General features: G+C 70.4%; 23 protein-coding genes and 2 pseudogenes. 6 read left to right on the top strand and 19 right to left on the bottom strand.

Annotation, left to right across the window (positions count from 1 at the left end):
• Positions 1-10 precede the first annotated feature (10 nt).
• Complete coding sequence (locus BLS56_RS23420; protein WP_139190928.1) at positions 11-730, top strand: hypothetical protein; 720 nt, start codon at positions 11-13, stop codon at positions 728-730.
• Positions 731-996: 266 nt separating this feature from the next.
• Here the strand turns inward: BLS56_RS23420 and BLS56_RS23415 are convergent, their stop codons facing one another.
• Positions 997-2,289, bottom strand: a complete 1,293-nt coding sequence (locus BLS56_RS23415) for a nucleotide-binding domain-containing protein (RefSeq protein WP_091454883.1) — start codon at positions 2,287-2,289, stop codon at positions 997-999.
• Complete coding sequence (locus tag BLS56_RS30875; RefSeq protein WP_228771861.1) at positions 2,286-2,888, bottom strand: SLATT domain-containing protein; 603 nt, start codon at positions 2,886-2,888, stop codon at positions 2,286-2,288. Before BLS56_RS30875 ends, BLS56_RS23415 begins: the two co-directional genes overlap by 4 nt.
• 145 nt (positions 2,889-3,033) lie before the next feature.
• Here BLS56_RS30875 and BLS56_RS33205 point away from each other — a divergent pair.
• From BLS56_RS33205 to BLS56_RS31720, 4 genes and pseudogenes are all read left to right on the top strand, one after another.
• Positions 3,034-3,394 (top strand): annotated as a pseudogene (locus tag BLS56_RS33205) (IS701 family transposase); the annotation flags it as partial.
• A 399-nt stretch (positions 3,395-3,793) separates the two neighbouring features.
• The gene (locus BLS56_RS23400; protein ID WP_091454878.1) at positions 3,794-5,212 is read left to right on the top strand and encodes a pentapeptide repeat-containing protein; all 1,419 of its coding nucleotides are present in this window, start codon (positions 3,794-3,796) and stop codon (positions 5,210-5,212) included.
• 94 nt (positions 5,213-5,306) lie between these two features.
• Positions 5,307-5,576, top strand: a pseudogene (locus BLS56_RS33105) (pentapeptide repeat-containing protein); the annotation flags it as partial.
• A gap of 36 nt (positions 5,577-5,612) precedes the next feature.
• Entirely contained in the window at positions 5,613-5,768 is a 156-nt protein-coding gene (locus tag BLS56_RS31720) for a hypothetical protein (protein ID WP_175482996.1), read from the top strand.
• A 69-nt stretch (positions 5,769-5,837) separates the two neighbouring features.
• Here BLS56_RS31720 and mobF read toward each other — a convergent pair whose 3' ends face one another.
• Both mobF and BLS56_RS23385 read right to left on the bottom strand, forming a co-directional pair.
• Complete coding sequence (gene mobF / locus BLS56_RS23390; protein WP_091454874.1) at positions 5,838-10,715, bottom strand: MobF family relaxase; 4,878 nt, start codon at positions 10,713-10,715, stop codon at positions 5,838-5,840.
• Between the two features lie 287 nt (positions 10,716-11,002).
• Positions 11,003-11,941 (bottom strand): hypothetical protein, encoded by a 939-nt coding sequence (locus tag BLS56_RS23385; RefSeq protein WP_091454871.1) that lies wholly within the window; start codon positions 11,939-11,941, stop codon positions 11,003-11,005.
• An 816-nt stretch (positions 11,942-12,757) separates the two neighbouring features.
• Here BLS56_RS23385 and BLS56_RS23380 point away from each other — a divergent pair.
• Positions 12,758-13,258, top strand: a complete 501-nt coding sequence (locus BLS56_RS23380; RefSeq protein WP_091454868.1) for a hypothetical protein — start codon at positions 12,758-12,760, stop codon at positions 13,256-13,258.
• 58 nt (positions 13,259-13,316) lie between these two features.
• Here BLS56_RS23380 and BLS56_RS23375 read toward each other — a convergent pair whose 3' ends face one another.
• From BLS56_RS23375 to BLS56_RS23305, 15 genes are all read right to left on the bottom strand, one after another.
• Positions 13,317-13,772: a hypothetical protein gene (locus BLS56_RS23375; protein ID WP_091454866.1), complete on the bottom strand. Its 456-nt coding sequence runs from the start codon at positions 13,770-13,772 to the stop codon at positions 13,317-13,319.
• A gap of 143 nt (positions 13,773-13,915) precedes the next feature.
• Complete coding sequence (locus tag BLS56_RS30870) at positions 13,916-14,299, bottom strand: hypothetical protein (RefSeq protein WP_139190926.1); 384 nt, start codon at positions 14,297-14,299, stop codon at positions 13,916-13,918.
• A 199-nt stretch (positions 14,300-14,498) separates the two neighbouring features.
• The gene (locus tag BLS56_RS23365; protein ID WP_091455180.1) at positions 14,499-14,951 is read right to left on the bottom strand and encodes a single-stranded DNA-binding protein; all 453 of its coding nucleotides are present in this window, start codon (positions 14,949-14,951) and stop codon (positions 14,499-14,501) included.
• A 290-nt stretch (positions 14,952-15,241) separates the two neighbouring features.
• Positions 15,242-15,694, bottom strand: coding sequence for a hypothetical protein (locus BLS56_RS23360; protein ID WP_091454861.1), 453 nt, complete (start codon positions 15,692-15,694; stop codon positions 15,242-15,244).
• A 52-nt stretch (positions 15,695-15,746) separates the two neighbouring features.
• Positions 15,747-16,730, bottom strand: a complete 984-nt coding sequence (locus tag BLS56_RS23355; RefSeq protein WP_228771860.1) for a bifunctional DNA primase/polymerase — start codon at positions 16,728-16,730, stop codon at positions 15,747-15,749.
• Entirely contained in the window at positions 16,727-17,278 is a 552-nt protein-coding gene (locus BLS56_RS23350) for a hypothetical protein (RefSeq protein WP_091454858.1), read from the bottom strand. Before BLS56_RS23350 ends, BLS56_RS23355 begins: the two co-directional genes overlap by 4 nt.
• Complete coding sequence (locus BLS56_RS23345; RefSeq protein ID WP_091454856.1) at positions 17,275-18,234, bottom strand: hypothetical protein; 960 nt, start codon at positions 18,232-18,234, stop codon at positions 17,275-17,277. Before BLS56_RS23345 ends, BLS56_RS23350 begins: the two co-directional genes overlap by 4 nt.
• A gap of 120 nt (positions 18,235-18,354) precedes the next feature.
• Positions 18,355-18,810, bottom strand: coding sequence for a hypothetical protein (locus tag BLS56_RS23340; RefSeq protein WP_091454854.1), 456 nt, complete (start codon positions 18,808-18,810; stop codon positions 18,355-18,357).
• Positions 18,811-18,869: 59 nt separating this feature from the next.
• Entirely contained in the window at positions 18,870-19,091 is a 222-nt protein-coding gene (locus BLS56_RS23335) for a hypothetical protein (protein ID WP_091454851.1), read from the bottom strand.
• 190 nt (positions 19,092-19,281) lie between these two features.
• Positions 19,282-19,470, bottom strand: a complete 189-nt coding sequence (locus BLS56_RS23330; protein WP_139190925.1) for a hypothetical protein — start codon at positions 19,468-19,470, stop codon at positions 19,282-19,284.
• A 53-nt stretch (positions 19,471-19,523) separates the two neighbouring features.
• On the bottom strand, positions 19,524-20,477 hold the full coding sequence (locus tag BLS56_RS23325) for a DUF4192 domain-containing protein (protein WP_091454847.1): 954 nt from the start codon (positions 20,475-20,477) through the stop codon (positions 19,524-19,526).
• Between the two features lie 126 nt (positions 20,478-20,603).
• Entirely contained in the window at positions 20,604-21,194 is a 591-nt protein-coding gene (locus tag BLS56_RS23320) for a hypothetical protein (protein ID WP_091454844.1), read from the bottom strand.
• Positions 21,191-21,601, bottom strand: coding sequence for a hypothetical protein (locus BLS56_RS23315; protein WP_091454842.1), 411 nt, complete (start codon positions 21,599-21,601; stop codon positions 21,191-21,193). Before BLS56_RS23315 ends, BLS56_RS23320 begins: the two co-directional genes overlap by 4 nt.
• A gap of 166 nt (positions 21,602-21,767) precedes the next feature.
• The gene (locus tag BLS56_RS23310; protein WP_091454837.1) at positions 21,768-22,163 is read right to left on the bottom strand and encodes a DUF7715 family protein; all 396 of its coding nucleotides are present in this window, start codon (positions 22,161-22,163) and stop codon (positions 21,768-21,770) included.
• A gap of 37 nt (positions 22,164-22,200) precedes the next feature.
• A complete protein-coding gene (locus BLS56_RS23305; RefSeq protein ID WP_091454834.1) occupies positions 22,201-22,716 on the bottom strand; it encodes a hypothetical protein in 516 nt (171 codons plus the stop codon).
• Positions 22,717-22,767: the final 51 nt, after the last annotated feature.

Here is a 22,767-nt window from a genome sequence, read left to right as displayed (position 1 = left end):
TAGTCGTTCTATGGCGGTCAATGACCCACGCGGGGGCGAAGGGGTCGAGCATACCCCTTCGCCCCTTGTGGACACTCTCTATTGGATGCTTGCCGAGCGGTTGACCGAGTTCGTCTCCACGCCGCTGGCCGGTTCCACTTACACGGTATGCGGAGTGGTACGTCCACAACCGACAGTTGCGCGGGTCTTCGTCTTCGACGGCGACGACTTGACGACGACGATTGGGGTCGACTGCCCGTTGCTGGACGCCGATGGGCAGCAGGTCAACCACTTCCGTCACGTCTCCACGCTCAGGCGCGTCCTGGGGGCGGTCATCGGCGGTGCGGACGTCAGCTGGAGCATCGACGGGCGTGGGGTTCGCGTGGTCGACGCCCGGACGTTCTCTAGCGGCGGCGAGGACCCTGCGGCCGGGCTGGGCGAGGCCATTTACGGGGCCGTCAGCGGAACATTTGCCCGGTTCAGCGACCAGCCGCCCCAGGCCGGGGCGCAGACCGCCTATCCGGTCGGATTCCTGGCGCAGAGTCCCGAGGTCGTCCGGGTCTATTTTCGCGATCCCGGCACGCGCGAGGTCTGCGGTTACGACGTTCCCATCGCCGCCGAGGACGGGCTCGTGGTGGCCGCGGGCGGGTTCCTTGTCGCGCGGATTCGCGAGCTTGCCGGGACCGGATCGCTCGCGTCTCGGGAGATGGCGTCCGATCCCTACTGCGCGCGCGCTTATTCTGTGCGCTGAGAGCGGCGGGCATGCCGAGGACGCTTCACGCGCCAAGCCGATGACCGTGCCCCGTTGCATGCCTTGATCGACGACCTGCGGCCTGAGCTCGATCTGGACGGCAACGTCTGGGGCGCAGCCTCAGCTCGACCTACCACCGCCATGCCGCCGACTTCGGGCCACCCTTCCAATACTGCAACGGCAGTTCAGGTCATGGCGGTTGGTGGCTGCGGCGTCGGTAGTGGCTGGTGCGGGCTTGGTGTTGGCGGCGTCGGCACCAGGTCGCTCTAATGGGCGTTGGTGCTGATCGGCACGTCGATGACGTCCCGTGCGACCACGATCCCGTCCTTGATGATGTAGCACTCGACGACGTGCTCGCCGCGGAAGCTGGTCTGCTCGTGTCGAGCGTTGCCGGCATGGTTAGGTGAGATGATCTCCCCGCGGATGTTGTTCCGGCGTTCGGCCTCGTCTCCGCGGTTCAGCACCTTCCACTTCACGTCGTATGGGTGCGAGACGCTGCACCCGGTGATGGTGAAGGTCAGTTTCTTGTTCGGGAGCAGCAAGGTCTGGTTCTTGAGCATCTCCCGGAGTGACGCCGGGCGCCATCCGTTCTGCGTGACCTTGCAGTCGATCGTGAGCGACTCGCTGATGTCGACGGGGTACCGGCTCTCGATGAACTCCTCGGTGTCCTTGAACGAGCGGGCCGCCTTGCTGGCCTCCAGCGGAACCGCCGACCCGAACACCTCGCGCCATTTCTTGTTCGCGGAGGCCTTGCCCTCGTTGTCGATGGCCTCGAGGCAGCGTTTGTGTGCCTTCTTCGCCTTCGGTTGGAACCGCTTCTTCACGTTCACCCGCTGGTTGCTGCCCAGCGCGCGGTAGTGGTCCTTGTCTGGCTCGTTCATGAGGAACTCGAAGAAGTCCCTGACCATTAAGTCGAACCAGAGGCTTCCCTTGTCGTCATACTCGGACGTTTTCGAGAAGAACCGGTAGACGAGCGTGTCGATGAGCAGGCCGCCCATCACCACGCCGTTCGCGTCCTTCCACGCCCGGGTCATCCGAGCCAGGTGACGCATTTTCGTCGATGTACGGTCGTTGCGGTCCTTCGTCGCCGCGATCTCCTCGCGCGGCTTGGTGACCTTCCAGCCCTCGGCCTTCGTGTCGGGGTAGTCGAAGCTGCCATCGCTGTTCTCGAATGCTGGCTGCACCTCGAACTTGAACTTGTTGCTCGTGAACTGCACGCGCACGACGCACTGGTCGACGCGTATGTCGGTATTCGGGTACCGCGCGGTCAGGTCGTTCCGAACACGGTTGAGCATCTTCTGCGGTCCCGTTTCGCTGCTGTAGCTCGAACGAAGGCCGGCCGGGAGGATGTAGATCATGTCCAGGTCCGAGACGCCGCGGATCGCGGTGTGCCGGCCGTAGGAGCCGACCATGAGCCGATTCGCCGTGGAGCCCTCGACCGACCGGAAGTCCTTGTTCAGCGCCTTCGTGATCTCGTCGCGGCGTGCGGCGATGGTGGTGCTGGCGTCGCCGACCTTCAGGTTCTCGAGCAGGGCGTCAAAGATCTCGTTCACCTTCATCGGTCCGCCTCACCTTCATTGAGACGGAGCGCCTCTGGGAGGAACAGGTCGATCTCGTGGGAGGTGAAGGTCAGCTCCTCGTTGTTCTTGAGCCCGTCCTGCGCCCGGCCGTAAGCCTTGGACGTGGTCCGGGGCGCGTCGGCGTAAGCCGCACGCGTGGCCTCCTGGAGTTCGTCGCGGCGCGCACGAGCATCCGCAGGCACCGTTGCTCCGGACATAAGGTCGGCGATCAGCGACAAGTACGACTCGCGTACGTCCCACAGGCGCGACGCGATTTCGCGATGGGCCTCAGATTCTTCGCTGAACTTGAAGCTCTTGGAAGCGAGGCTCAGCGCACTGACGACGAGAGCGATGAACGAGGTCGCGAGGCTGGTCAGGACCTGGTTGCCCAGCACGCCGAGCACGGACGCGAGGAACGTGCCGGTGCTGACAGCCGTGAAAGCGACCAGCGCACCCTGCTGCCACCGGTATCGTCCGAAGCAGATGTCCGCTTGCTTCTCGTGGGTCTTGTGGCTGTAGACCACCCGGCCGAACGCTTCGCGGACCTGGGCGAGCAGGTACTCATCTCGCTCCACCTCAACTGCTGGCTCTATCGCCACTTCTCCTCCGCTGCGTACTCGACCAAGAGATGCATCCCAGGCGGGTTCCTCCCAGGCCACAGGTGCCGCGGAAGAGCGACGGTCAGTGGACGTTCGCTGCACTCGGTTCAAGTATGGCTGGGACCACCGACACCGGGCGTGGTAGCGACGCTTGGCCGGTCCGGGCGTGCGCGGCGAACGGCTCTACGACCGGACCGTCCTCACGCTGGTCGCCACCGTGACCGACGACGAACTACCGCCGGGGTGGGGCCACTGGCTGCTGGTTCGCCGCCAGATCGACCCGGAACCGGGTAAGGACCCCGAGCTGGGCGTTTATCGCTGCGCAGGCCCGCGGCCACACCGGTGCCGGAGCTGATCAGGGTTGCCGCGCCAAGTGGGCGATCGAGGAGTGCTTCCACACTGTGAAGAACGAAGCCAGCCTGGATCACTACCAGGTCCGGCTATCGAGCCTGTACGCCCACATCACCCTCGCGATGCTCGCCGGGACTTACCTTGCCGCCACCCGCGTGGCCATCATCGGTGGCTACGGGCGGCGAGCGCTTGGCCGTCTCTGCAACGCGCTGCGGGTGCTCGACCCGCCGCCGTGCTTGGCGTCGTCGTGGTGGTCGTCGGCGACGTGTTCACCACCCGGCAATACCCTCAACGCGGTCCGCGGCGGCTGCGCGAGGCCCGGGGCTCGGGGCTCGCACCCTCCTCGCCACCCACCACCACTAACGCGGGGCTGCGGACGGCTGGCGATCAGGTGGGAGATGTTGGCACCCCTCCCACCTCAACCGAGCCCGAACTTGGTGCTGCTGGAGGAACTTCTGGTCGTAATCCCCGTGAGATCGACAGAGTCTCGTATTCGTCAGTGCCCAGTCGGGTTGGGCGGGAGCGGGGGAGGCGGAATCGGGGATGATCACCGCATGGTGAGTGGGCGGGGTGGTGGTCCGGGTTGGTGGCGGCCGGTGCTGGTGATCGTGGTGCCGGTGGTGGCGGCCACCGTCGCTGCGGTGCTGGTGTTGACGCGGCTGCTGGATGTGCAGACCTCGACGGGCCGGTTGGAGATGATCCGCACGGCGTTGGCCGTGGGTGCGGGGACCGGCGCGGTGATGACGCTGGTGTTGGCGTGGCGGCGGCAGTGGTCCACCGAGCATGACGCGGCCGAGCGGCGGTTGACCGAGCTGTATGTCAAGGCCGTGGAGCAGCTCGGCTCGGACAAGGCCGCGGTGCGGCACGGGGCCCTGTACGCGTTGGAGCGGGTGGCCCAGGACAACCCCGGCCACCGTCAGACCGTCGTGGACGTCATCTGCGCCTATCTACGCGCCCCGTTCACCCCACCACCCGACAAACCCGGCGCCCGCAAGCTGGGTGGGCTTCGTGCCCCGTTGCGCCCGGCCCGCCCGGCCTGGCAACGCCCGACCCCCACCCCGGCCGCGACGTCGACCACCGAGGATCACGACCGGCGGCAGGAACGCGAGGTCCGGCTCACCGCCCAACGCATCCTGCGCCAACACCTGCAACCCCACCCCCCGACACCGCGGTCCCGCATCCCGGATCGACTCCGCCGGGCACTGCGCCGCTTCCGTCGCTCCGCGCGGACCTTCTGGCCCGACGTCGACCTCGACCTCACCGGCGCCACCCTCATCGACCTCGACCTCATTGACTGCGCCATCCGCACCGCCCGGTTCACCGGGGCCACCTTCACCGGCAACGCCGAGTTCAGCAGGGCCACCTTCACCGACGACGCTGGGTTCGGCGGGGCCACGTTCACCGGCGACACTGTGTTCAGTGGGGCGACCTTCACCAGCCCCGCCTGGTTCGACGAGGCCACCTTCACCGGCACAGCCCGGTTCGACGAGGCCACCTTCACCGGCGACGCTGGGTTCGGCGGGGCCACGTTCACCGGCGACGCTGGGTTCAGTGAGGCCATCTTCGCCAGCCCCGCCTGGTTCAGCGGGGCCACCTTCACCGGCACAGCGTGGTTCAGCGAGGCCACCTTCACCAGCGCCTGGTTCGAGAAGGCCACCTTCAGCGGCACGGCCTGGTTCAACGAGGCCACCTTCACCGGCGTCGCTTGGTTCGAGGGGGCCGCCTTCACCGACACAGCCCAGTTCCGCGGGACCACCTTCACCGGCAATACCTGGTTCAACAAGGCCACCTTCACCAGCGACGTCTGGTTCGGCGGGGCCACGTTGCCGGGTACCCGCTACGTGGACGGCACGTCGCCGTCGCCGTGTACGAGCTTTGATGGGGCGCGGTTCGCGCGGGGTGCGCCCGTAGAGATCACGCGGTTCGTGTCGGCACTGGATGACGGGCCCGGAGAAGCCGCAGAGAAGCGGTAGAGCTGCGTATTCGACAGTGACGAGTTCGGTGTTCCTGGGGGTGCCGGAACGGGTTGGGTGGGGGTGGCGATGATCGACGGGTGATGCCAGTTTCACCGGCGACGCCTGGTTCAACAAGGCCACCTTCGCCGGCACCACCTGGTTTAACAAAGCCAGCTTCACCGACGACGCCTTGTTCGACGGGGCCGCCTTCACCGGTAACGCCCAGTTCAACAGGGCCACATTGCCAAGTACCCGCCGCGTGGACGACGCGACGCCGTCGCCGTGGACGAGCTTCGCGAGGGCGCGGTTCACGCGGGGTGTGCCCGCGGAGGTGGCGGGGTTTGTGTCGGTGCCGGGGAGGAGTCGGAGGAAGGCACGGTGACCGGGGGATAATCCGCTGTAGCACTCGATCTCGAACGTGACCCGCAGTCTGTCGGCAAACTCCGGGGCGCGGGCTCGCGTGGCGCAGTTCGCCGTCGATGACGACAACGATGCGGTGCGGTGGGCCGCCAAGCAGCTTGTGGACGACCTCGACCAGCAGTTCGGCATCCGCGAGTCGACCATCGGTGAGTAAGCAGCGCTGATCTCAGGCGGGCAGGCCCGCCGCGGCGAGAATGTGCCGCGCTGCGGTGTCCACCCGGTGTCAGTGCCCGAGGCTGGAGCCGAGGTCCCGCTGTTCTTCGATGTCGTGGAGGGCGTCGTCCAGGTGGGCTTCTCGGGTGGTGTTGAGGTCGCTGCGCAGGTCGTCGGCTTCGGCTCGGTAGTGGTCTGCCAACGCCTCCGCGTCCTCCACTCGGTCTTCTGCTGAGGTGCGAACCTTCTCGCGTAGGCGGTTGATGAGGTCTTGGTTGGCGGCGTACTTGTCATCGGCGGTGGTCATTACTGGCCTCCATTGGTCGGTGATGGTCTTCCAGGCGCGGGCGCGCGGCCCGTCGTCCGGGGGACGAACGCCGAGCGGCGCGTCCGGGGAGTCGGTGGTGATGTCGAAGGTGGCGCGGTACGCGGCGGCGGCTGCGGCGAGGTCGGTCCATCGGGCCGCGGCGACGGCGTTGGTGGGGCGGGGGCCGAGGCCAGCGGCCCACGCCGGTGGAGAGATGACGATTTCCTCCCTCAGGCGCGCGGCCTGCTCGGTGATGGCATGGGCGAGGTCGGCGAGGTGCTGGGCCAGGTCGGGCTGGTGGTCGAGTGCGCCGGGGAGCGCGGCGGGCAGCCACGGCAGGGGGCCGTCGAGGGCTTCGGGTTCCTGCGGTGGTGCGGCGCGGTGGATGCGGGCTTCGACCCGCCGGTAGAGCAGGGCGGCCGGGTCGCGGGCACCGGCGAGCGTGGCGAGGCTGTCCTGGTCGGGCACTACCTGCTCGACTGGCCACCCCTGGTTGTGGGCGCGGTGCAGCAGCCACCGCAGCGCGGGTTCCGCGTTCTGGCCGAGTGCGCTCGGCGCCCGCTCGGTGAGGACTCGGGTGATGTGGGCGTCGATGTGCTGTTCGTCGGCGTGCCGGACGGCGCGGTGGTACCGCCGCGCCAGGTCTGCCAGCGACTCGTCGGCGCCCTGGGCAGGCGCATCGTCGATGAGCGCGGCGAGCAGTTCGTCCTGGTTCACGCCGTCGAGCAATCCCCGCTCGCTGACCGCCTCGACGCGGTCGTCCGAGTCCGGCTCGTCCGCGAATCCAGCCGCCCACTGCCGCATCAGCGCGGTCCAGGCTTGGGCCTGCTGGCCGATTCCGGAGGGCTTGTCCCCGAGCGGGTACCAGGGGGCGTCGCTGGTGATGTTGTAGGTGTCGCGGTAGGCCGCCGCCAGTCCCACGGCCGTGTCCCAGCGGACCGCCGCCGCGGCGTCGTCAACAGGGCGCGGGCCCAGCCTCGCGGTCCAGGCGGGTTCTTCGACGGCGGTAGTGGTGCGCAGCTCCTGCACGCGGGTGGCTATCGCCGCGTTGCTCCTGCGCAGGAAGTCGACCAGCTCGGGCTGGTCGGCGAGGTCGGGGCGCGGCCGGGCGAGCCAGGGCACCGCGGGTTGCCACCCGCCCCCGGAATCCCGCTGCGCTTGCAGTGCGGTGCGCACCGCCTCCAGGGCGGCGTCGTGGTCGGTGACCGGGTCGTTGGACGGACGCCGGGCGAGCCAGGTCGCGGCCTGGGTGACCGCGCTGTCGACGTCCAACCCCTCACTGGCCGCGGCTGCGCCCAGCCGCCAGACCTGTTCCCAGCTGGGCTCCTCGACCGCGGCGGCGGGGAAGACGTTGTCGATGAGGGTTCGCCACCGGTTGACCGCGGCCAGGGTGGGCGCGGCAGCGCGCGGGGGAGGGGTGCCGGTGAGCACCTGCTGTTCGATGCGCCACTGCAGCACCGCGGCGGGGTCGTCGGCGTTTGTGGTGTCCAGGGGGCGACCCGCGAGGGCGCTGGCCACCAGGTGCGCGGCGTCCCATCCGAGTGCTTCGGCGGTGCGCACGGTTTGCCGCAGCGCCGGGGCGGCTGGCTGATCGAGTAGCTCGGGGACGAGATCAGTCAAGACGGCTTCGACGACCTCCTCGGCACCCAGGGTGGCCACGTAGTCGTGGCGGCCCACCAGGGTGTTCAGGGACTCCGCGGCCACCAGGCCCGCTTCCAGCTCCTCGTTGGCGGAGGTCTCGGCCGACGAGCGCGCCAGCGCCTGCTCCAGCATCCCGCGCGCGGTGCGCTCCAGGGGCGTTTCCTGGTGGGAGTCGATGGTGTGCTCGACGGTCTCGACGTAGATGCGGTTGTCGTGGACCGCGCGGGTGAGCAGGGTGTAGAGCTGCTCGCGGAAGATGCCTTTGGTGGCTATGGCGTGCGCGGACCCAAGGCTTGTCATGCCTTGGACGCGGTTGATCGTGGAGGCGTAGGCCAGCTCGACGTCCTCGGCGACGTAGTCCGCGGGCAGCACGAGGGTGCCCTTGTGCTCGTGGTGGCGCAGTTTGAGCGCGCCGTCGCCGCGCACCGCGAGCACGGTCCAGGTGTCGCCGTTCTTGACGAAGTCCTTGCCGCCGAACACTGTGCGCAGTCTGTCGTTGTGGCGGGTGACGACCCAGTCCCCGCGACCGGCGATGGTGCCGTCGTGCAACTGGACCGTCACGCCGTCGTCCACGTCGCCGCGCGAGATCCGCAGGGCGCGGGCTTCGTGGTTGAGGGCGGTGACGTCGGCGTTGGCCGCGACGATGAGCAGCGACTGCCTGCCGCCGTCCAGGTCCGCTCGCCATGCCCGGTGCGCGGCGTCGCGGATCGTCTCGCGGCTGCCCTCGCTGACCCACCCCCGGTCGAAGTAGTAGTCCAGCCCTGCCGGGTTCGACTCGTGCAGGAGGAGCGAGGCCGCGCCCTGCTCGCGGTCGTGGAATCGGACGACTTGGCGCAGGCGCAGCGCCCCGTTGAGGTGCGCGAACCATCTGATCGCGCCCCCGGCCTCCACGGCGGATAGCTGCCGGTCGTCGCCGACGAGGCGGACGTCGGCGCCGCGCTGCAGGGCGTAGCGCACGACGTCGTAGAGGGTGTGGGTGCCCGCCATCGAGATCTCGTCGATGATCAGCACGTCGCCCCGCCGGAACGGGAATGCTTTCTCCACCACGCCGATCGCCTGCGCGGTGGTGACTTGGTGCAGGGTGTGCGGACGGGCGTCAATGGCCGTGGCGAGCTCGTGCGCGGCCCGCGCGCTGGGGCCGAAAGCGAAAACTCGGCCGCCCTCGGCGCGCACGGCCTCGGCGTATACCCGCATCGAGCTGGTCTTGCCGGTGCCCGCCGGGGCGTAGAGCAACTGCACCCGACGCCCCGACAGGGCGAAGGTCATGACTGCGGCCCGTTGCCGGAAGCTGAGCCTGGGGGCTTCGCCCAGCACCCGGTTGACGGTGGCGGGTTGGAGCTTGCGGCCGTCGCCCAGCTGTCCCCAGCCGGCCAGCGCCGACTCCTCGCGCAGGGTCCGGTCGGTGGTGTAGCGGCCGGAGTTGTGCTCGACGAAGACGGACTCGCCGGACCTGCGCCGTAGCGCGGCGGGCTCGTCGACGAGCGAGGGCGGGGTGAGCGCGATGAGGTCCTCGGAGGCCAGGACCGCGCCCACCACGTCCCCGATGACCGCGTCCCGGGCGCCGGGGGCGACGCGCAGGTGCGCGGTCTGCCGGTGCGCCTCGGCTTCGAGGTGCCAGCGGTTGAAATGGGCGTAGTGGTCGGAGACCACGGCCACCGTGGCCTCGGCGAGCGCCGGGATGTCGAGTTCGGCGACGGGTTCGGGTTCCGCGCCGAACACCCGCCGCCCGAGCTCGGCGACCATCGCGGGGTCGACCATCTTCTCCGCTTCGCCGCGCCAGCGCCGCAGGTGCTCGACGAAGGTTCTGGGCGGCTGCTTCGCCGACCGGGTGGCGTACTGGGCGCGCCGGGAGATCTCGAGGACCTCCTTCGGCGACGGCTCGTGCCCGTGCTCGCGGCGGAACCTGGCGATCTGCCGCGCCCGCTCCTGCTCGACCTGGGACGCGCGCCGGGAAAACCCGGCCAGCAGGTCATCCGGCACGCCGTCGAGTTCCCAGACCGGGCGCTTGAGGTCGATGCCCTCGTGCGGGCGCTCGGTCCAGGACGCCCCGTGCTCCCGGGCAAGGTCGCGGACACGGGAGTTGTAGAACTCGCTCATGGTGACCGTGGCCGCGTAGATGGTTCGCCCATCGATCGCGGTCCACTTGCCGTCCGGGCCTTGGACCTTCGCGCTGATGAGCACATGGGTGTGCAGGTGCGGGTCACCCGCCCGCGAGTCCCAGTGGTCGAACGCCGCCGCGGTGATGCCCCGGGTGTCGTGCTGGGTGTAGCCGCCGTCGCCGCGGCGGGTGTAGGCGACGTTGTCCTCCAGGTAGGACACCGTGTCCCGCACGGCCTGGCGGTGGATGCTCGTCGCCAGCTCGCGGGCGGGCTTGTCGCCCAGCGCCATGAGCAGGCTGAACCCCTTGGTCGGCGCGATCACCAGCTCGTAGCCCGAGGTCGCCGACTTGAGCGCCCGCTTCTGCTCGGCCAGCCACGCCGTCAACTCCTCGCCGGAGGGCGCACGCCCCTCGTGCGCGTCGGCGTAGGCGCGCTCCTGCACCTCACGGCGGAGACCGGCGCGGGTGTCGTCGTCGATCGGAGCGCCGGGCGGGCGACCGTTGTCGAGGTTGTGCTGCTTGTAGGCGGCGATGACGTCGCTGCGCAGCTGATCGAGGGCGTTGTACTGGTAGAAGCGGCGCCCCAACCGGGTCGCTTCCAGTGCTTCTTTCTCGCTGTGCCCGGCGGCGATCAGCTCGGCTTGGATGCGGTCGGCGTCGGGATGCCTGCCTTCGCCGAACAGCGCCTGGATCTGCGCGGCACTGACCTGTCCGTGCACCCCGAGTTCAGCGGCTCCGCGACCGAGCCACTCGCCCGGCGGGTAGCCGTGGCCGAAGTAGTAGTCGGCCAAAGACTCGCCCGGCTCCAGCTCGCGATCCGCGCACGCCACCGACCCGGTCAGGTACTCGTACCCGCCGGGGGTCAGTTTGCGGACGGTGATCACCGTGCAGCGTTCCTCCATTTGCGACCGCCGGTTCCACGCTAAGTGGGCGGTGGCACCGGCTACGGCGAACACTCAAACGATTCAGGACCGGCGCGCATGGCTTATGCAAGAGGTGCTGTGTGTTTTGAAGGTGAGCGGAGAGGGGCGGCCCGGCAGGGCGGGCGGGGCTGGTGGGCGGGGTTGGTTGGCTCGGGTGGGTGCTCGGGTGGCGTGGGGGGTGGGCTGGGGTGGTGGCGTGCGAGGTAGAGCCCCCAGGGGTCCCTGGGGGCTCTACCTCTCGTTCGGGGTGGTCGTCCCCGGTTCGATCAGGCTGCGGCTGCCAGCTCCAGCGGGGCGGCGGCTGCCGGCTCCTCGGTGGTGGCGGGTGCTTCCTGTTCGGGGGCAAGGTGGGCGGCGACGAACGTGACCACCGCGTCGCGGGCTTCGGGGCTGGGGGCGTGCTTCCACTCCGCCCGGAGGATGGCCCGTACGGCGTCGTCTCCCTCGCAGGCCCATGCGTTGAACAGGTACCAGCAACGCGCCCGACTGGTGTGGGTGTCGGTGTGACCGGTGGGCAGGGGCGCGACGCCCCGGCGGCCGTTCTCCCGGCACTGGGCGCACAGGCCGTCGTCACCCCGTCCGGCCCTGACGCGGGCGGTGTCGAGGTCGTACCTACCTCGGCCGATAGTGCAGGTCAGGCACAGGTACGGCGTGTCCATGCCGTACAGGGCGGCCCGGTCGAAGTCCACACCGCTCGCGTAGACCTGCTCTTCTGCGGCGCGGTCGTCGCGGTCGGGGATCTGCTCGCCCTCGGCGACTCCGGCGCGCTCTGCCTGGTAGCTGTGGACTTCTGCCTCCGCCCTCATCTTGCGGCGGGTGCGGCGGGCTTTGCGGCCGTTGGGCTTCTGCGTGGTGACCACGCGCGAGGCCCGGGGCGTGCTGGTGGTGTAGCGGCGGGTGCTGCCGGATTTGCCCCTCGGGCGGTGCCTGATCTCGCCGTCCTCGGGCAGGCACGCGCGGATGATTGCGCAGTCCCTGCCCGCGTCCTCGGGGGCACGGTCCATCCAGCCCCGAAGAATGTCTGCGGCGGTGTAAGGGCGGTGTTCCAAGACGTCCGCGATCTTGCGCAGGAGCCACAGGTCTCGCAGGTCGGCCTTGTCGAGCAGCTTGCGGCCGAGTGCGCGCGCTCGGCGGATGCGGCCGGCCTTCAACTCGGCGGTGATCTCGTCGAGCACGTCCGGAATTGTCATCACGACAGAAGTCATGGGAATCCTCACTGATGATTCTTTGTGGTCGACCAGGTTTGGCGTCCCGGTCTGTCTTACAAGACGATCCTATCGCCGAATTGCTTTCGAGACAAGTTTTCAAGGCTATTTTCGTGCGCTTTTTCTGGGATCTGCTTCACATGCGAACAAGGGCTTCTGACCAGCGCTTTTGAGGTCGCGAGGTGCGCCTGCGACGTAAACCGACCCCCGGCTTTATTTGTCGGCATCCGTTTTTCTTCCCGACCCCCTGTGCCTGTTAATCCTTGTGTCGCAGCAGTCGGGTCAAGGAAATATTTAGGAAGTTTTCGACGTAGGAGAAAAGTTTTTAAATATTTCCTTGAGGCGGCTGTGGCGACATAAGACAATGGAAAAACAGGGGCCTGAGGTGACCACTGCACGCGCATGGGTGAGGCGCGCGGCGGTCGGGCAGGCCGACTGTGTCGCGCGTTCGGTGAAGGCATGGCGCGATGCTGGGCGTCATGGTCTGCGGTTGTGGCAGGCAGCGAGGCCGGACCGGGTAGACTGACGGGGTCGGTCGGGGTTACTGATGCCCTGTGGGCCGACATGGTTTGACCGCATTTTTGGCGAATCCGCCGCTTGCGGTGGAAAGCCCCTCGGGGCTTGTGTGGTCGAGCACCGAAGGCGTGTCCTGCTGTTGTGGGGCACGCCTTCGCCGTTGCCGGGGGTTTCGTGCGGGCAGGCTCGTGGTGCCTCGTTGCGGCTAGCGTGGGTGGTGGGGGTCGACGGAGCACGAGTTACGGGGGTGACATGGTCGAGTCGACGAAGCCGACGCGCCGAGGGCGTCGGTCGACGCGGGTGAGCCGCGAGCTGGAGGCGGCGCGGGCCCGGTACGCCTCGCAGTTGGCGCTGCAGCGCGACCGGGAGGCCGCGGTGGTGGCCGGGCTGGGCGCCTACTTTGATGCCGGGCAGAAGATCGTGGCGGCGGAGGCGGAGTGCGAGGAGCGGGTCCGGCCGTTGGAGCGGGCCATCGCGGAGCTGCGGGAGAAGCGGGATCGGGTGGTGGCCGAGCAGGAGGCGGAGCAGGCCAGGGCCGCGCTGTCCATTCACGAGTCGGACCGCACCGTCGAGCAGGTCGGCGAGCTGCTCGAGTTGAGTGAGAAGGCGGCGCGGAAGTTGATCGGCGAAGGTCGGCAGGCGGCAGGACGCGACGAGCCCGCGGCACAGGTCGCCTCGCGCGAGAGCGCCTCCACACCGGTGCCGGAAGCGGACGGGCCGGAGGCGGTGGCTGATGCGCCTGCCCCATCTGGCGGGGTCGACGGGATGGGCCCGACGTCGTCCCCAGCTTGGGCGGGCTGACGAGCGAAAGACAAGGGAGGGGCGGGCCGGCGGCCCGCCCCTCCCTTGGTTGCCGGCGTCAGCGTCGGGCGGCCGTCGCGCCGTGGTCGACGGTGGAGCGGCGGGGGGCCGGGGTGACGGTGCCGTTGCGGGTCGCGCGAAACCAGCGGAGCCAGGTGAAGCAGGCGATGAGCCAGCCGATCGCCATCAGCAGGAGCACGACCCAGGCGATGTCTTCGAGGTAGCTGATGGTGACGGTGAGCGGGGTGAGGACGGCTCCGGCGGCGGCGCCCCGGAGTGCCCGGCGTCGGGTGATCCGGGGGAAGAGCCACTGGCGGGTGAGCACGACCGCGCCCGCGGTGAGAGCTGCTCCCAGCAGCATCAGGCCGGGCAGCGCTTGCGGCCAGTGGCTGGTGGGTGCGAACACTCGGCCGGTGACCACGGCGATGAGTCCGGCTGCGGCTGCTCCGGCGTAGCTGCCCATGCCGGCTGCGCCGATCCATCGGAAGAAGATGACGAGATGGCTGCTCCTCATGTCTTCCGAGGGTAGTGCAGGGGTACGACGATTTCCGGCAGGTTTGCCCAGGTCCCGGGTACCGCCTGGCTGCCGGGGCCCGCGCGTCGCAGGGCCGCGGCGAGCTGGTTGCGCGCCGGGGTGCGGGCGACCGGGGGCGCTCATCAGCCCGCGTCCAGGGTGGCCAGGGTCTGGTGCGCTCGCGTGCGCAGGTCCGCCGCGGCGGCGGCGGGGTCGCGCAGGGCGAAGCGGAACCACGCGAGGTCGCGGTGCCAGTCCTCGCGGCAGAGCGGGCACTCGATCCGGCGCACCGGGCCGCCGGGCTCGTACTGGAACGAGTAGCCGCGGTGGCCGTCGCAGGCGTCGCGGAAGCGGCGCCAGAACCGGCACAGCGGGCACGCGCTGTCCTCCACGCTCCTGGCGGCGGGAGGTGGAGAGGCGGGTGGCCTGCCTCGGGTCGGTGCGGGCCCGAAGAACATTCCGTACCGAAGCCCGCCGAAGTTTACGGCGAGGTCGTGCTCGTCGGTGCCGGGAGGAAAGGAACGCACGGAAACGACCTCCTGCGCGGGTGTGCGGGGCAGGCCCGCGACCGGGCGCGGCTGCCGGGGGCAGGCAGCGCGCCCGGTCGCGGGGTGAGCGGGCGGCAGCGCCGTGGGGGTCGGCGCGCGCCTCGCTCCGCCAGAGAGACAGCGGGTGGAACCGGCGGGCTGGCCGGGACGCGGGTCCGGCCAGCCCGCCGGGCGGGGCTTAGCTGACGGCGGCCAACTCGGGCTTGGCCGAGGGCAGGGACGCCCACGGGTCCTCGGCGACCGCGGTCCTGGTCGCGCCGTTGGTGCGGGAGACCTTGGTGACCTCGGCGGTGGCGAAGGTCAGCGACGCGCCGATCTCGGTCACGTCGAGCTCGTAGCCGGTGCGCTTCTCGCCCTCGCGGGTCGTGTAGCTGGTCTGCCGGAGGTTGCCCTGGACGATGACGCGGGTGCCGCGGGTCAGCGACTCGGCCACGTTCTCCGCGACCTGGCGCCAGACGGTGCAGCGCAGGAACAGCGCCTCGCCGTCGCGCCATTCGTTGCTCTGCCGGTCGAAGGTGCGCGGGGTGGACGCGACGGTGAAGTTGGCGACGGCCACTCCGGACTGGGTGAAGCGCAGCTCCGGGTCGGCGGTCAGGTTGCCGACGACGGTGATGGTGGTCTCTCCGGCCATGGTGGACTCCTTCGTGATGTGGTTGCCGAGCACCGTCCCCCGCCCTGCCGAAGCAGAGCGGGGGCGGCCCCGGGGGGCTGTCGATCTGCGGAGCGCCGGATCAGCCCGTGTCAGGGCCGAAGGGCGGCGGGGGTTCCGGCCGTCTTTTTGGCCGGGTTCATCGGCGCGAACCCTGGCGGGCTGATACGGTCGGAGCAGGTCGGCGGGCCCCCGGGGTTGTCCCCGATCCCTCTTCCCCCGTCCCATCCCGCTCTTGCTCTTTCCACCCGGCTCCGGGTGGAGGCGTGTGGTCATGGCCGCTCGGTGTCGGGAGGCGGCGCCTGCTCGTCGGGGCGCGAGTCGGGAGCCTCGGCGGGGCCTGGTTCGACTCGATCGGCCGGCCACTCGGCGAAGTAGCGGTGGACCAGTTCGTCGACGACGTCCTGTCCCTGGCCTGACCGGACCCACGCGTCGATTTGGTTGCCTGGGGCCAAGGCGGTGCCGTCGGAGTAGCAGGTGGCTCCGCCGAGGAACAGGCAGTCCTGGTGCGTGGTGGTCATCGCGCGGGGTGTGCGGGAGTGGTACTGGATCGACGTGCCGCCGATGGGGGTGTCGATGAGGTCGGGACGCAGCCGCAGCTCGACCGCCCCGGAGGGGCCGTCGATGACCATGCTCACGGCGGGGGACGGGACCCATTCCCTCGTCCACAGCCGCAGCGGTGCCGGGACGACGAAGTAGGGCCGATCGGGGATGTCCTCGGGCATGGGGGTCTCCCTTGTGTAGTCGGATCAGGAGGTGCTGAGGGCTCTGGCCGCGTCAGTTGCGGTCTTCGAGCTGTCGGGGGTACCGGCTGCCCGCGGTCATGCCGTCGGTGACGGCGGCGTCGGCTTCATGAGCGGGAATGCGCCGGTGGTGGGCGGCGATGTGCAGGCTGGCGCGGGCGTCGTCGTCGGTGAACTCGCCGCCCGCGACCAGACGCCCGAGGGTGTAGGCGGCGCGGACGAGGGCGTCGTGAGCGGTGCGCGGCGGGGCGTGTGCCACTCCGGCGCAGACGGTCTCCAAGTACCGCCGGCGTCGGATGTCCGAGAGCGGGGTGGTCGGGGCGAGCGGTTCCGGTTCAGGCTCGGGCCGCAGGGGCGGGGCGACCTTGTCCGCCACCCATGCAGGCAGCGGCTCGATCGGTCCGCGGTGGGCGACGGTGTAGCTGCCGTTGCGGCGTAACGATCCTGGGGCGACGACCAGTCCGCCTTGTCCGCGGCTGTCGATGCGCCACCCGACGCGTCCGGTCGTGTTGCGCAGCGGGCTGTCGGCGGGGACCCGGAAGTACAGGTGCAGGCCGCCGGTCGGGGTGCGGACGGTGAAGGTGGCCGGGGTGGGCTGCCCGGCTTGCTCGGCGAGTTGGGCGAGGACGTCGCGGCCGTGGCGCGCGCCTGTCCAGGGTTCGGGGGCTTGCTCGCCGTGGGCGGTGTCGAGGTCGAGGACGTAGATGCGGCTGGGACCGCAGGCCACGCCGATGTTGCTCGACGGGGACTCGCTCCACCAGTGTCGGATGAGGTCCGGGTCGGTTGTGGCGCGCTGCTCCCAGCCCAGGTGCCCGGCGGAGCACACCCCGGTGCCGTCGCAGTCGCGCCGACCGTGCAGGGACGGGGTCTTCGACCGCGGCCACAGCGGGAAGACAGCCATCCCGCGGCGGGCGGCGGCCAGGGCGTGGCCCATCAGGCGCGGCGGTGCGGTCCGCCGCCAGGTGCGGGCGCGGGCGGCCCGCAATCGCACCTGGCCGGAAAGCCTGGCCGTGGTCATGGCCGACCACCGAGGGCCGGGTCGGTGCGGGTGGGTGGAAGGAACCGTGCCAGCGGTGCGGGGAGCGCGTCGTGCGGAGCGGGGCCCAGCCGCCTGCCGAGGTGCAGGTACACGAGGAAAGCCAAGTATGGCAACGTGGGCGGGTAGGTGTGCAGCCCACCGCGGGGGCGGACGCCGTCGACGGCAAGCTCCCAGTGGTCGCCGCGCGGTCCGAAGGGCCAGTTCTCCGTACGGGACACGACGGTGACGACGTCCCCGCGTTCGTCGCGAAGAGTGACCGTGACTTCCTGGCCGACGGGGTTCCTGACGGGGTTCCCGCTGTCCAGCTCCTGGTAGTGCAGCGAGACCGGCGTGCCGCCTAGGCGCTGGTGGAGTTCGACCAGATGCCCGCGTGCCCAGTCGTGCGCCCCGAAACCGCCCAGGGAGCCTGCGGGCGGGATGTTGGTGTCCACGGTGGTGGGCAGGATGTAGCTGCGCTGGTGGTCGTAGGTGGTGATCCACCTGTGCCGGTTGAGTGGCTCGTCGTCGAACGCTGGGAGCGCCGTCATGCGGCCTCCAGGGGAACGGTGGGCGTCGCCGGGGCTCGTCGTGGTTTGTGCACGAGGTGGGCGAGGGCGGTGCCCATGCCGAGCACGGCGACGGGCAGGACGGCGACGGCGGCGGTGATCGGCCACGGGGCGCGGGTGATCCCGGCGGCGGCCATGAGGTGGTAGGCGATCTGCCCGGCTGAGCCGAGGACGAGGGAGACCACCGCGGACACGGCGGCGAAGCGCCGGGCTTGCGGGGTCTGGGCGCTGCCGCCGAGCCAGACGAGCATGGCGTAGGCGGCGTAGACCTCCAGGCCGACGGGCAGGGTGATGGCCAGGTCGAGGGTGACCTGGTCGAGCAGGCCGGGCAACAGGTTGACCGGCCCGAACCCGGCCATCCTGCCCAGCTCCACCCAGCCGCCCCAGATCGCCACACCGGCGGGGGCGGCCATGAACAGCAGCGGCCAGCGGGCAACGCCCCGCTCCGGGACGGGGAGGATCGGCGCGATCGGCGGCTCCTGCGTCGTTTCCTGCGCCTCCGGCGGCATCTCCACGGCTGCCTCGGGGGTGACCTCGGGGGCCGCGGCGGGCTTGCTGGGCAGCGATTCGTCCGGGAGGTCCGCTGCGGGTGCCTCGCCGGCGGTCGCGTTGTCGGCACCAGGCGGTTGTCCGGGTTCCGGCGGCCTCTCCTGCTGGGGCGGTTGGTTGGCGGGCGGCGTGAGGCGGATGCCTGCGCGGCGCGGTCCGCGCTGCAGGGGCACCGTCAGCGGCGGGGTGGAGTGCAGGAGGGCTCGGCGCTGCGTCTTCTCGGTGCGGGCGAGGAGGTCGCGCAGGTTCAGCGAGCGCAGGGCGTACTCGGACACCGCGAACTCGCGGGCCAGGGTTCGGCGGCCGGGGACCCGGCCGGTCGCGGCCCGGGTGTCACGGGCGAAGGCGATGATCTTCTCGGTCTTTTCGGGGGTGAGGACAGACGTCACGGCTGGCTCCTCGGGGGTGTGCGCCCGGCGGCGGGCGCGGGGAATGCAGGGATGCACGGCAGGCCCCCGCCACCGGGCGTGAAGCAGGACGGCGGCGGGGACCTGCTGAAGCGGCGTGGGTCAGCTGACCCGGAAGCCGCTGCTCCGGGCTGCGTGGCGGAGGAAGGGCACGATGTCGTCGGCCAGTCGCGCAGGGAGGGGAAAGCCCGTCCTGCGGGCCGCGTCGTAGGCGGCGAGTGCCTCGATGCACTCCGGCGCGGTGACGTGCCAGTGGTCCGCGCTGGACAGCTTGTGGCTGGGGATGCCGGGGACGCGGTCGCGGCCGTGGCTGCCGTGGTCGACCTGGATCGCGCGCAGGGCGCGCAGGTAGGCGCGGGACCGGTCGGTGACGGGCCGCTCGTCGCGGAAGTCCGCGTCGGCGAGGTGGTCGCTGTCGGGGAAGGACGGGAAGGTGGTGGCGTGCGCCATGCCGATGCCGGTCATCGCCGCGCACAGCCGCACGGTCTCGGCGTAGTGGTGGTGGGTGACGGTGCGGCAGGGCTGGGTGCCGCCGACGATGGCCCACTGGTAGGTCACTGCGTGCCTCCTGATCATGGCGGGGCGGGAGCTGGGGTGCTGGGTGCTCGTGGCGCTGATCAGGCAGCGGCCTTGCCGGGCTTGGCGGAGGCGACCGGCGCTGCGGGCTCGCGCTCCTCGTCGTCGACGGCCTCGTTCCCCTCGTGCTCGACGGGGTAGTGGGCGCCGTGGCGGATGCGGTCGCTGATCGCGTCGATCAACTTCGGTGCTCCGGGCACCAGGATGAGGCCGAGCAGCACCATCCCCTCGATGGCCAGGGCTCCCAGCAGCGAGTTCCACATGCGGCTCTCCTTACGTCGTGTCGTCTGCTCCGTTGTGGTGGAGCGCGACCCGGTCGCAGGAGGTGGTGGGGTGGGGCAAGCTGCTTTTCGCTTGCGCCACCCCACCACCTCCTGCAGGGTCGTTGCGGTCCACCACGACGGAGCAGGACCTGAGCGCGCTGCCGTTCCTGCCGTCACACTGGGTGGGCGGTCAGGAAGCGGCCGGGTAAACCAGGCCGTCGTTGACCCACACCCGGGTGTCTTCCGGTCCCGCTGCGGATTCGGGCCAGTCGCACGGGTGCACGACTTCGACGAGCAGGGCGCCGTCCTCGCCGGTGGTCACGATGATCTCCGCGTCAGAAGAGGATCGGACGGCCACGTGGTCGGGTGTCTCGGTCACGGCGAAGGGGTCGTGCTCGGTCTGCTGAGTCGCAGGCTCTGCCTGCCCCGGGTTCACGCCGCCACCGCCTCGTGCAGCAGCTTGCGCAGTTCGTGCGGCGGAAAGCTGGAGGCGATGACCGCGTTCATCAGCTGCGCCAGCATGTGGGCGGGGTCTGCCTCCAGTGCGGCCTCGACGCACAGCCGGGCGAAGGCGCCGTTGCCGTTGTCGTAGGCGGCGAGGGCGGCGAGGGCGGCAGCGCACGCGCGGAACCGGTCGGGCAGCCCGCGGGCGAGGAGGGTCATCACGTGCTCGACAGCGCGACCGTGCCCCTCGACGACCAACGTGGCGCAGACGTTCGGCGCGTCCCGCGCCGTCAGGGCCAGCGCCAGGCGCGGCAGGTCCATCGTCAGGGGTGCGGCGGGGTCGGCGGCGGTCTGTTCGACGAGCCGCACGAGGTCGTTCACGTCCCCGGTGTGGCCGTCCTCGGCCAGGGCGGCGGCCTGGTGACCGCGGGCCCGCAGCACGTCGGCGGGTTCGGGGGCCAGCAACGCGGCCAGCTCATGGATTGAGTCGTGGACGCGCAGGCCCCGCATCGCGAGTTCGGCGCTGAGCAGGGTGGCGGAGGAGTCGGAGGTCGTGCCGTGCAGGGCGGGGTTGTCGTAGCTGGACCAGCGCTGGTTGCCTGTGGTGGCCTGGGCCCAGAGCCCGGCCGCCACGACGACGCCGTTGCCCTCGAGCGCGGAGCGCACCGTCCGGTAGGCGGGCTCGTGGTCTGCCGCGGCCCCGGGGCCGACGACGACCACCATGGCCGTGGCGATGCCGGTTTCGGTGACGGAGTTCAGCGCGTCCAGGATGGTGTCGGGGTCGGTGTCGAGGGGGATGCGCAGGGTGACGCCGAGGCTGTGCTCCGCGGTCACGGTGATCACGACGATGGACTCGTGCGGGTGGAAGCCGAGCACGTTCGGCACCGCGGCGATGAGGCCTTCCGGCGTGCTGATGGACAGGGTGATGGCGTCAGCGGTCATGGTGGGTCTCTCCTGGGCTGTCGTGGAGCAGGCGGGTGGTCGTTGGGGTGCAGGACGGGGACCGCCACCAGCACCGGGGTGCTGGTGGCGGTGAGCAGGGTGTGCGCGGGTGGACGGTCCGGGCGGTCACCCGGCTTTGTCGGCGGGGTGCTGCGGGAGGTGCTCGGCGAGGAAGGCGTTGAGTTTGCGGGCCAGCTCGGCGGGCACGCGGGCGGTGAACTGCGCCCACTGGTGCGAGGTGACCTTGACGCGCGTGCCGCAGTCGTAGTGCCCGACGCGGAACTCGTTGTCGCCCGGGAGGAAGTGGGCTGTGCCCGCGCCGTGGTCGAGCGCGAGGGCGTGCAGCAGGTCGACCCGGGCGGCCTCCTCCTGCCTGGCGAGGTCGGCGTGCCGCTTGGTGGTGTGCTTCTCGGCGCGGTAGTCGGGCAGCAGTCGTCTGGTGATCTCCACGGCGATCTGTCCGGGTGCCCGGGTCGGGGCCACCGTGATCATGTGTTCGTGGGCGTGCCAGGGACGGGTGCGCTGCTCCTGCGGGCTGAAGGTTCCCCGAATCGTCAACCGAGGTTCGGCTGCGGAGGTCAGCGACAGCAGCAGCTTCTCTTCGCCGTCGCCGGTGAGGATGGCGTCGCGGCGGCCGGTGAGGTGGCCGGGGATGGCCGTCCAGCCCTCGCCGAGAGCACGGGCGACGGTGTAACCGAGGGTGTGGACGTCGGTCATGGGGCCAGGTCCTTTCCGAGGTCGAGGTGACCGTCGTCGATGGGGCACCACGAGGACTCCGTCCATCCCGTCCCCGGGTGGAAGTCCTTGCGGGTGAAGTGGAGGGCGTAGGTGTAGCTGCCTTCGTCGTCGGTGGGGGTGTGGTCGGCGCCCGCGTAGAAGGTGCCCTCGCCGTTGTTGTGGACGGGGCCTGGCAGGTGGGAGGCGAGCGCGTCGCGGACGTGGTCGGCGAGGTCGGGTTCATCCTCGGCGCAGTGCACGACCGGTGGCGCGTCGTTGCGGGACTCGAGCAGCTCGGTGCGCGACCACCAGGGGTCGATCCAGCCGTACTGGTAGATGGGCTCGTCGTCCTCGTCGCTGGTGTGGATCGTGCGGGTGCAGGTCACATGGGCGTAGATCGTGGCCATCGGTGCCCTTTCCCAGGAGGGGCTGCCTCCTGCGGACTCGGTGGTGGGCACCCTGCGCGGCGCCGGTGGCGAGGTGGGGGGCAAGCCCGCTCTTCTGGGCTTGCCCCCCACCCGCACCCGGTGCACGCTGCGGGTGCTGCCACCGAATCCCGCAGGGACGCGCGGCTTACGCCGCCCGCTGTTCGATGACGTCGCCGTCACGGTCGACGACCGCGCCGACGGGGAAGACCGCGGCGATGCGCAGCATCTCCAGGGCGGCTTCGCGGGCCCATTGCCGCACCTTCGGGGTGTCGGGCAGCCCGGCGCGCAGCAGGCTGGTCAGGTGGACGGTGACGTAGTCGTCCACGGACATGTCGAGTTCGACGACCTCGGCGGTGGTCGTGGCCCGGCGGGTGTCGAGGCCGGTGAAGGCGCGGCAGTGCCAGCACGTGCTCTGGTCGGCGGGTGGGTGCGCGCAGGCCGCGGTGATGTCGACCAACTCCGGCGGTGAGCAGGTGATGAAGTCGGTGTCGCGCGTCCCCTGGGTGCGGGTGGTCGCGGCGAGGACGGTGACCGTGGGCACGAAGTCCTCCTGGGGTCGGGGCGGGGGTTCGAGCGGGTCAGGGCATGGGGGTCAGGTCGTCGGGGTGCAGGTCCACGAACGTGCGGAAGACGGTGTCGTCGGGCAGTGCTGCCTGGGCGGCGCGTCTCCAGGTGCGGTAGGCCCTGCCCTCCAGGGCAGTGGCCTGGTCCGGGCCGACGAAGAACAGCGCGACCTGCGAAGGCGCGTTGTCGGGCTCGTCATCGACGGTCCTGGTGCCCGGGTCGGCCAGCTGGCCGGTCACGACGACACCCCAGGAGTGCTCGGGCGTGTGGTCGAGGTAGGGGTCGATGTGGTCGCGGTAGTCGACGAGGAAGTCCGAGATCCGACCGTCCGGTCGGATGAGCAGGTCGGTGAGTTCGTCGACGGGGACCGGGATGCGCTTGGTGAACGACCAGGAGAACGACTCCTCCGCATCGACCCGCACCGGTATCTCCACGACACCGCCGTCGTCGGGGCCGGTGGCGGTGATTCGCAGACGCGGGCGGTCCGCCCCGCGCGCCGGTGGTGGCACGCCCTGCAGGGGGTCGGTCACGTGTGTCCGACGCGCAAGGCGCATAGGGCGTTTGATCGCAAATGATCACTA

It is taken from the genome of Actinokineospora iranica (assembly GCF_900101685.1).
GTDB lineage: Bacteria > Actinomycetota > Actinomycetes > Mycobacteriales > Pseudonocardiaceae > Actinokineospora > Actinokineospora iranica.
The sequence above is the reverse complement of the archived record's forward strand: the minus strand, read 5'-3'. Positions and strand labels throughout refer to the sequence as shown.

Coding starts and splice junctions, on each gene's coding strand:
- BLS56_RS23360 (WP_091454861.1), bottom strand. CDS start 15,694: ATGCCCGAGGACATCCCCGATCGGCCCTACTTCGTCGTCCCGGCACCG.
- BLS56_RS23320 (WP_091454844.1), bottom strand. CDS start 21,194: ATGACCGACGTCCACACCCTCGGTTACACCGTCGCCCGTGCTCTCGGC.
- BLS56_RS23325 (WP_091454847.1), bottom strand. CDS start 20,477: ATGACCGCTGACGCCATCACCCTGTCCATCAGCACGCCGGAAGGCCTC.
- BLS56_RS23420 (WP_139190928.1), top strand. CDS start 11: ATGGCGGTCAATGACCCACGCGGGGGCGAAGGGGTCGAGCATACCCCT.
- BLS56_RS23385 (WP_091454871.1), bottom strand. CDS start 11,941: ATGACTTCTGTCGTGATGACAATTCCGGACGTGCTCGACGAGATCACC.
- BLS56_RS23355 (WP_228771860.1), bottom strand. CDS start 16,730: ATGACCACGGCCAGGCTTTCCGGCCAGGTGCGATTGCGGGCCGCCCGC.
- BLS56_RS23415 (WP_091454883.1), bottom strand. CDS start 2,289: ATGAAGGTGAACGAGATCTTTGACGCCCTGCTCGAGAACCTGAAGGTC.
- BLS56_RS23315 (WP_091454842.1), bottom strand. CDS start 21,601: ATGGCCACGATCTACGCCCATGTGACCTGCACCCGCACGATCCACACC.
- mobF (WP_091454874.1), bottom strand. CDS start 10,715: ATGGAGGAACGCTGCACGGTGATCACCGTCCGCAAACTGACCCCCGGC.
- BLS56_RS23400 (WP_091454878.1), top strand. CDS start 3,794: ATGGTGAGTGGGCGGGGTGGTGGTCCGGGTTGGTGGCGGCCGGTGCTG.
- BLS56_RS23365 (WP_091455180.1), bottom strand. CDS start 14,951: ATGGCCGGAGAGACCACCATCACCGTCGTCGGCAACCTGACCGCCGAC.
- BLS56_RS23375 (WP_091454866.1), bottom strand. CDS start 13,772: ATGAGGAGCAGCCATCTCGTCATCTTCTTCCGATGGATCGGCGCAGCC.
- BLS56_RS23335 (WP_091454851.1), bottom strand. CDS start 19,091: ATGTGGAACTCGCTGCTGGGAGCCCTGGCCATCGAGGGGATGGTGCTG.
- BLS56_RS23350 (WP_091454858.1), bottom strand. CDS start 17,278: ATGACGGCGCTCCCAGCGTTCGACGACGAGCCACTCAACCGGCACAGG.